This is a genomic window from Roseovarius halophilus (ex Wu et al. 2025), from assembly GCF_047086965.1.
In genome coordinates this window covers 36,735-43,772 of the sequence record NZ_JBKOTX010000028.1, presented here as the reverse complement: position 1 = coordinate 43,772, position 7,038 = coordinate 36,735, and the positions used below count along the sequence as shown (strand labels likewise).

Annotated in this window: 7 protein-coding genes; 4 read left to right on the top strand and 3 right to left on the bottom strand. The window is 65.1% G+C overall.

Annotated elements, in window-relative coordinates:
- The 4 genes from odhB to ACH107_RS08195 form a co-directional block, all read left to right on the top strand.
- Positions 1–740 (top strand): 2-oxoglutarate dehydrogenase complex dihydrolipoyllysine-residue succinyltransferase (odhB, locus tag ACH107_RS08210; protein ID WP_412505405.1); only part of this gene is annotated, 740 nt, incomplete at its 5' end.
- Positions 741–1,222: 482 nt separating this feature from the next.
- Positions 1,223–1,633 (top strand): MAPEG family protein, encoded by a 411-nt coding sequence (locus ACH107_RS08205; RefSeq protein ID WP_412505404.1) that lies wholly within the window; start codon positions 1,223–1,225, stop codon positions 1,631–1,633.
- Positions 1,634–1,879: 246 nt separating this feature from the next.
- Positions 1,880–3,274: a dihydrolipoyl dehydrogenase gene (lpdA, locus tag ACH107_RS08200; protein WP_412505403.1), complete on the top strand. Its 1,395-nt coding sequence runs from the start codon at positions 1,880–1,882 to the stop codon at positions 3,272–3,274.
- A gap of 64 nt (positions 3,275–3,338) precedes the next feature.
- Entirely contained in the window at positions 3,339–4,556 is a 1,218-nt protein-coding gene (locus tag ACH107_RS08195; RefSeq protein ID WP_412505402.1) for a glycosyltransferase, read from the top strand.
- A gap of 23 nt (positions 4,557–4,579) precedes the next feature.
- Here ACH107_RS08195 and ACH107_RS08190 read toward each other — a convergent pair whose 3' ends face one another.
- The 3 genes from ACH107_RS08190 to ACH107_RS08180 are packed head-to-tail and all read right to left on the bottom strand — an operon-like array spanning position 4,580 to position 6,911.
- A complete protein-coding gene (locus tag ACH107_RS08190) occupies positions 4,580–5,335 on the bottom strand; it encodes a lysophospholipid acyltransferase family protein (RefSeq protein WP_412505401.1) in 756 nt (251 codons plus the stop codon).
- Positions 5,332–6,237: a cell division protein FtsX gene (locus tag ACH107_RS08185; RefSeq protein ID WP_412505400.1), complete on the bottom strand. Its 906-nt coding sequence runs from the start codon at positions 6,235–6,237 to the stop codon at positions 5,332–5,334. The genes ACH107_RS08190 and ACH107_RS08185 overlap by 4 nt, the downstream gene beginning before the upstream one ends.
- Positions 6,234–6,911 (bottom strand): cell division ATP-binding protein FtsE, encoded by a 678-nt coding sequence (locus ACH107_RS08180; RefSeq protein WP_412505399.1) that lies wholly within the window; start codon positions 6,909–6,911, stop codon positions 6,234–6,236. The genes ACH107_RS08185 and ACH107_RS08180 overlap by 4 nt, the downstream gene beginning before the upstream one ends.
- Positions 6,912–7,038: the final 127 nt, after the last annotated feature.

Here is a 7,038-nt window from a genome sequence, read left to right as displayed (position 1 = left end):
CGGCGCAGGCGCCCCGCGCCCCGGTCAGCGCCGACGATGCCGCGCGCGAGGAACGGGTCAAGATGACCCGCCTGCGCCAGACCATCGCCAAGCGCCTGAAGGACAGCCAGAACACCGCCGCCATGCTGACCACCTACAACGAGGTGGACATGACCGCGGTGATGGAGCTGCGCAACACTCACAAGGACGAGTTCCTGAAAAAGCACGGCGTCAAGCTGGGCTTCATGTCCTTCTTCACCAAGGCCTGCTGCCACGCGCTCAAGGAGGTGCCCGAGGTCAACGCCGAGATCGACGGCACCGACATCGTCTACAAGAACTTCGTGCACATGGGCATCGCCACCGGCACGCCCACCGGGCTCGTGGTGCCGGTGATCCGCGACGCGGATTCGATGGGCTTCGCCGCCATCGAGAAGTCCATCGCCGAGAAAGGCGAACGCGCGCGCGACAACAAGCTGTCGATGGCCGAAATGCAGGGCGGCACCTTCACCATCTCCAACGGCGGCGTCTACGGCTCGCTGATGAGCTCGCCCATCCTCAACCCGCCGCAATCGGGCATCCTCGGCATGCACAAGATCCAGCAGCGCCCGATGGTCGTGAACGGCGAGATCAAGGCCCGCCCGATGATGTACCTGGCGCTTTCCTACGACCACCGCATCGTCGACGGCAAGGGCGCGGTCACCTTCCTCGTCCGCGTCAAGGACGCGCTGGAAGACCCGCGGCGGTTGCTGATGGATTTGTAAGGAAAAATTCAGTGAACGGTTCTGTGGACTTAGTGATGGAGCGTTGGCGCTTTCAGGAGCGCCAATGTTTATATGTTATTTCAGCCGCCGGAGCCGCAGTCGGATATGCTCTTTTAGCATTTGATGACACTGCATCGTTGAGAAGTACCAGACTAATCCTGTGCGCGCTATGCGTTTGGGCCGCGTCTATGTTTTGCGGTTTAAAACTTCTTTCGCTTTTGAATGTATCTCAACGAATGTCACTCGCAGCATTGCGGCTCAATTTGAGTGCCGACCAACAGAAAACAGCGGATCGTTTTTTTGAACGTGAGGACAAGAAGATTGGCAAAAAGATCGGCTGCTATCGAAACCTTCAGATTACATTTCTAATTATAGGTGCACTTGTTTATGTGCCCTCAATCATCGACATGCCGGCGGCGCTTGGCTTTCAAGCAGAGACCGCAGAAACACTCCGATCAAGCAGAGACCGCAGAAACACTCCGATGACCCCCGAACTCACCGCCCTCACCCTCGCCACGCTGCTGCAGGTGGTGCAGTACGTTCTCATGGCCGTGCCCGCCAATCTCGAACTCGGCGTCGGCAAGACGCTCAGCCCGCGCGATCCCGACAGGCTGGGCAAGCCGCTGATCGAACAGGTCAGCCCCGGCACCGGCCGCCTCTTCCGCGCGCTCGACAACCATTTCGAGGGGCTGATCCTGTTCTCCATCGCCTGCCTGGTTCTCACCCTCTCGGATCAGTCCACGCCCTTCACCGCCGCCATGGGCTGGACCTATCTCGCCGCCCGCGTGCTCTACGTCCCGGCCTATTACTTCGGGCTCACGCCGTGGCGCTCGCTGGTCTGGGCCACCGGCTTCGCGGCCACCACCCTCATGCTGCTGGCCGCGCTGGCATGACCGCCCGGCCCCGGCATCTACCCGGGCGGGCGGGTCCGCGTGCAGCCCATGCTTCTTCTCGGCCGAAATACCCCGGGGGGGTCGCCCGGCACGGGCGACGGGGGCAGCGCCCCCATCCCCCGGCGGCCACCTGCTTGACCCGCGCGGCCTTTCCGGCCCACCCTTGGCAGGACCCGATCGGCACCGCCGCGTTACAGATGCAAAACCGACGCACTACCGACGTCCAGAATCGAAGGAAAACACCACATGGCCAACTATGACGTCATCGTAATCGGCTCCGGCCCCGGGGGCTACGTCGCCGCCATCCGCTGCGCCCAGCTCGGGCTCAGGACCGCCTGCGTCGAGGGCCGCGAGACGCTGGGCGGCACCTGCCTCAACGTGGGCTGCATCCCCTCCAAGGCGCTGCTGCACGCCACTCACCAGCTGCACGAGGCCGAGCACAATTTCGCCAAGATGGGCCTCAAGGGCAAGGCGCCGTCGGTGGATTGGAAGCAGATGCTCACCTACAAGGACGACACGATCGGCCAGAACACCAAGGGCATCGAATTCCTGTTCAAAAAGAACAAGGTGGACTGGATCAAGGGCTGGGGATCGATCCCCGCGGCCGGCAAGGTGAAGGTGGGCGACGAAACCCACGAGGCCAAGAACATCATCATCGCCACCGGCTCGGAGGCGTCGGGCATTCCGGGCGCCCACGTCGAAATCGACGAGAAGATCGTCGTCACCTCCACCGGAGCGCTTGAGCTTGCCAAGGTACCCAAGAAGATGGTCGTCGTCGGCGCGGGCGTCATCGGGCTCGAACTGGGCTCGGTCTATGCCCGGCTGGGAACCGAGGTGACGGTGGTGGAATATCTTGACGTGATCACCCCCGGCATGGATGGCGAAGTGCAGAAGAATTTCCAGAAAATTCTCAAGAAACAGGGGCTTGATTTCGTCATGGGCGCCGCCGTCCAATCCGTCGAAACACTCAAGACCAAGGCCAAGGTCAATTACAGGCTGCGCAAGGATGACAGCGACCACCAGCTCGATGCCGACGTTGTGCTGGTCGCAACCGGGCGCAAGCCCTATACCGACGGGCTCGGGCTCGCCGCGCTCGGGGTCGAGATGTCCAAGGGTGGCCAGATCAAGACCGATGGTCACTGGCAGACCAGCGTCAAGGGCGTCTATGCCATCGGCGACTGCATCGACGGCCCCATGCTGGCCCACAAGGCCGAGGACGAGGGCATGGCCGCCGCCGAGGTCATCGCCGGCAAGGCGGGCCACGTGAATTACGGCGTCATCCCGGGGGTCATCTACACCCATCCCGAGGTCGCCAATGTCGGCAAGACCGAGGAGGAGCTGAAGGACGAGGGCCGCGCCTACAAGGTCGGCAAGTTCGCCTTCATGGGCAACGGCCGGGCGAAGGCCAATTTCGCCGCCGACGGCTTCGTGAAACTGCTTGCGGACAAGGAAACCGACCGTATCCTCGGCGCGCATATCATCGGGCCGATGGCGGGCGACCTGATCCACGAGGTCTGCGTCGCCATGGAATTCGGCGCCGCGGCCGAGGACCTCGCCCTCACCTGTCACGCGCACCCCACGTATTCCGAGGCGGTGCGCGAGGCTGCCCTTGCTTGCGGGGACGGCCCGATCCACAGCTGACACCGCCACGCGGGGCGCGGCCGGCACGCCCGCCCCGCGCGCCATCCTGTCCGGAGCCCTAAAGATGACCGCCACCGACAGCGCGCCGCGGCTTCTGATCATCGCCCCCGCGCCGGTCGTCGAGCAGGCCGGACGCATCACGCTAGATACGAAATTCATTGAGGGGATGAAGCGGCATTGCGCGCTCTGGCCGGGGCCGGTGACCTGCTTGCTGCGGCGCGGCGCCGAAAGCATCACCTTCGGCGCCGAAACCAGCCACCACGAACTTCCCTTCGATCTGGACATACTGGACGCGGACGAACGCATCGGGCCTGAGCGCCTGCGCGGGAACGACATCGTCCTGTGCAGCGCGGACGATCACAGCAACCTGCACCTCGCCGGGCTGGCGCGCGCGACCGGGACACAAGTTGTCTTCGCAATCGAGTATATCCTTGAAACACGGCTGCAGATCGCCTGGCTCGACCGTGGACGCGGCCCGGTACGGCGGCTGCGGTCGATGCTGTGGAATATCGCGCAGGAGCGGCGGCGGCGGCGTGCGATCCGTGCCGCGGCGGGGCTGCAAAGCAACGGTTACCCGGCGTATCGCCTTTACGGGCCCCTGTCGGGCGACAGCATGGTCTATCTCGACAATCGCATGACACCGGATCTGTTCTGCGATGCCGACGCCATGCAGGCCCGCCATGACAGGCTGGCATCGGGCGCGCCGCTGCGGCTGGTCTATTCGGGCAGGCTGGAACCGATGAAGGGCGTGCAGGATCTCGTCCCGGTGGCCAAGGGGCTGGCGGACCGCGATGTCGACTTCACGCTCGACATATTCGGCACGGGCAGCCTTTCCGGGGTCCTGGGGCGGCAAATCGACACGATGAACCTGTCCGATCGCGTGCGGCTGCACGATCCGGTGGATTTCGAAAGCGCGCTGGTCCCGTGGACCGCCGCCAATGCCGACATCTACCTGTGTTGTCACAAGCAGTCCGATCCGTCCTGCACCTACATCGAAAGCATGGGATGCGGCATTGCCGTTGCCGGGTACGGTAACCGGATGTGGCGCGACTTGTGCGACCGTTCCGGCGCGGGCCGATCTGTCCCGCTCAATGACGTGGCCGCGATGGTCCGCTGCCTCGACACTCTGGACAAGGACAGGCAGGCGCTGTCGGCCTGCTGCGACCGGGCGATCACGTTTGCCCGAGCGCACGCGTTTGACGATGAATTCGCGCGCCGAATGCAGCATTTGCGCCAAGTTGCGGGTGCGCCGCCGCTACCGGACGTTACCGTATCATCCTGAGCCCCGCGCGCGGCGGATCGACGTCACGGCCGCTCAGTCCCGCATCGGCTATCCACCTTGAACCCCGCCTCGTGCATCAGCCGGGTTGAGGCCGTCTCGACCTCTGACTCGAGCTCGCCCATGAAAGCTTTCTTGTCCCGGCCGGCGGGGATCGGTGGCAGGAACTCGACGACCGCCAGCCCCGGCTTGCGCAGGATGCCCTTGCGCGGCCAGAAAACGCCCACATTCGTGGCCACCGGCACGCAATCCTGTCCCAGTTCCTCGTACAGGACGCCGGACCCCACCTTGTAGGGTGCCTCGACACCCGGGGCGATGCGCGTTCCCTGCGGATAGATGATCAACTGTCCCGGCTGCTGGCGCCCCTTGGCCACGTCCCTGACCATCCGCTTGATGGCGGCGCTGCGCTTTCCCCTGTCCACGGGCACGCACCCGATCTTCAACGCGTATTGCCCGATCACCGGGGCCCACATCAGCTCGCGCTTCATGATGAACTTGCCCGCCGGAACCGCGCCGAAGATCAGGATAATGTCGAGAAAGGACTGATGCTTGGCCGCGATAAGCACCTCGTCGGTGGGGGCCGTGCCGCGTACCTCTGTCCGCAGTCCGACCATCCAGCGCGCGGTCCAGCGGACCCACCGGCACCACGCATGACAGGCAGCCAAGGCACCCCGGCGGCTGAAGACCGCCCACGGGAAGAAAATGAGGCCGATGATCGCCATCATCGCGTAGATTTGAACCACGAACAGTACCGACCGCCCCCATTGAAACGCGTGGCTCATGGCATGTCTCGCAGGGTTTTTCGCGCGGCCGACCGCGTGGCCCAGAAAGCCACGATCCCGGCAAGGGGCGGCACGGCCAGCGGCCAGAGCCAATGCCACCCGCGAAAGCCGAGCCCCGTCAGGAAGCCGCCCTCGGGCTGCGCGGGCGGCAACAAAAGGATCGCAACAGAGCCGGCTGCCACCCCGGCCAGCGCCCCCGCCAGTGCCCGCAGCGTGAAGCGCCGCACGAAGGCGCGCACGATATAGGCGTCTTGCGCCCCCACGAGCCGCAGCACACCGATCACCTGCACGTTCGCGGCCAAGGCGGCATTGGCCGCCAGCGTGATCATAGCCGCGACAGCGCCCCCGATCAGCAACAGGGAAACGACGCCAAGCAGGCGCAGGCGTTCGGCGGCACGCACAAGCGGGCGCCGCCAGCGGGTGTGATCATCCAGAACCGCGCCCGGCACTTCCGCGGCAAGGCGCAGGCGCAGCCCTTCGGCGTCGAACCCGGCGCCTTCCTCGATCACCTCGACAAGGCGCGGAATGGGCAGCGTGTCCACCGGCAGGTCGGGGCCGAACCACGGCGCCAGCAGGGCGCGCTGCTCGGCGTCGGTAAGCGCGCGGGCACTGGCCACGCCCGGGGTCGTTTCCAGCACCTTCAGCGCCGCCTCGGTTTGCGCGGCAAGCTGACCCTCGGGCGCCGATATCCGGATCGTCGAGGCGCGTGCAAGTTCGTTGCCCCAGCGATCCGCCAACCGTCCCGCCGCCAGAGAGAGCGCCAACGCGAAAACCGCCAGAAAGGCCATCGCGCCCGCGCTGAACGTCGTCAGCCACGCGGTGAACCCCGTCGGGGGCACGACGCGCCCGGCCTGCGCGTCACCCGCCAGGAACTCGGCCAGTGCCGCCAGCGCGCCCCTCAAAGATCAGCCCCCGCCAACTGCACCCGCCGGTTCGAGATGCGCAAGACGCGCGCCTGCACATGGGCCTTTGCGGCCCGGATGAGCGCGAGGTCATGCGTGGCGATCATCACGGTCTTGCCCATGCGGTTCAACTCGACAAGCAAGCGCATCAGCCGCTGCGACATGTCCCAGTCCACGTTGCCGGTGGGTTCATCTGCCAGCACCACGTCTGGCGACATGATGACGGCCCGCGCCAGAGCGGCACGCTGACGTTCACCGCCCGACAGTTCCGGTGGCAAGGCATCGGCGCGCGCGGCCAGGCCGACCCAGGCCGTCAACTCGCGCAGGTTCGCGTCCTCGGCCAGCAGGTGTCGGCCCGAAACCATCAGCGGCAGCGCGATGTTCTCCGACACCGGCAGGTGATCAAGGAACTGGCAATCCTGATGCACCACGCCGATCCGCTGCCGTGACAGCGCGATATCGTCCCGCGCCATGTCCCGCACGTCGCGGCCGAACAACCGTACCTGACCCGCAGTCGGCATCAACGCGCCGTAGCACAGCTTGAGGAAAGTGGTTTTCCCGGCGCCGGACGGCCCGGTCAGGAAATGGAACGACCCGGGTGCCAGCTCAAGCGATATCTCGCTCAGCAGTTCGCCCCCGCCATAGCTGTACGCGACGTTATCCAGCTCGATCACGGCCAATCCCCGATGCCCTCATGTCTTACATGCCTCAGGCAACGGCCATGTGCAATCGTTCACCCGGACAATGGCTTTCCCCTTTTCCCGTTGCGGATTTCCGCTTATGCTCGGGCAAATCGCGGGG

Bases quoted from the DNA above. Each gene is read 5' to 3' on its own strand.
- ACH107_RS08205 (WP_412505404.1), top strand. From the start codon at position 1,223: ATGACCCCCGAACTCACCGCCCTCACCCTCGCCACGCTGCTGCAGGTG.
- lpdA (WP_412505403.1), top strand. From the start codon at position 1,880: ATGGCCAACTATGACGTCATCGTAATCGGCTCCGGCCCCGGGGGCTAC.
- ACH107_RS08195 (WP_412505402.1), top strand. From the start codon at position 3,339: ATGACCGCCACCGACAGCGCGCCGCGGCTTCTGATCATCGCCCCCGCG.
- ACH107_RS08190 (WP_412505401.1), bottom strand. From the start codon at position 5,335: ATGAGCCACGCGTTTCAATGGGGGCGGTCGGTACTGTTCGTGGTTCAA.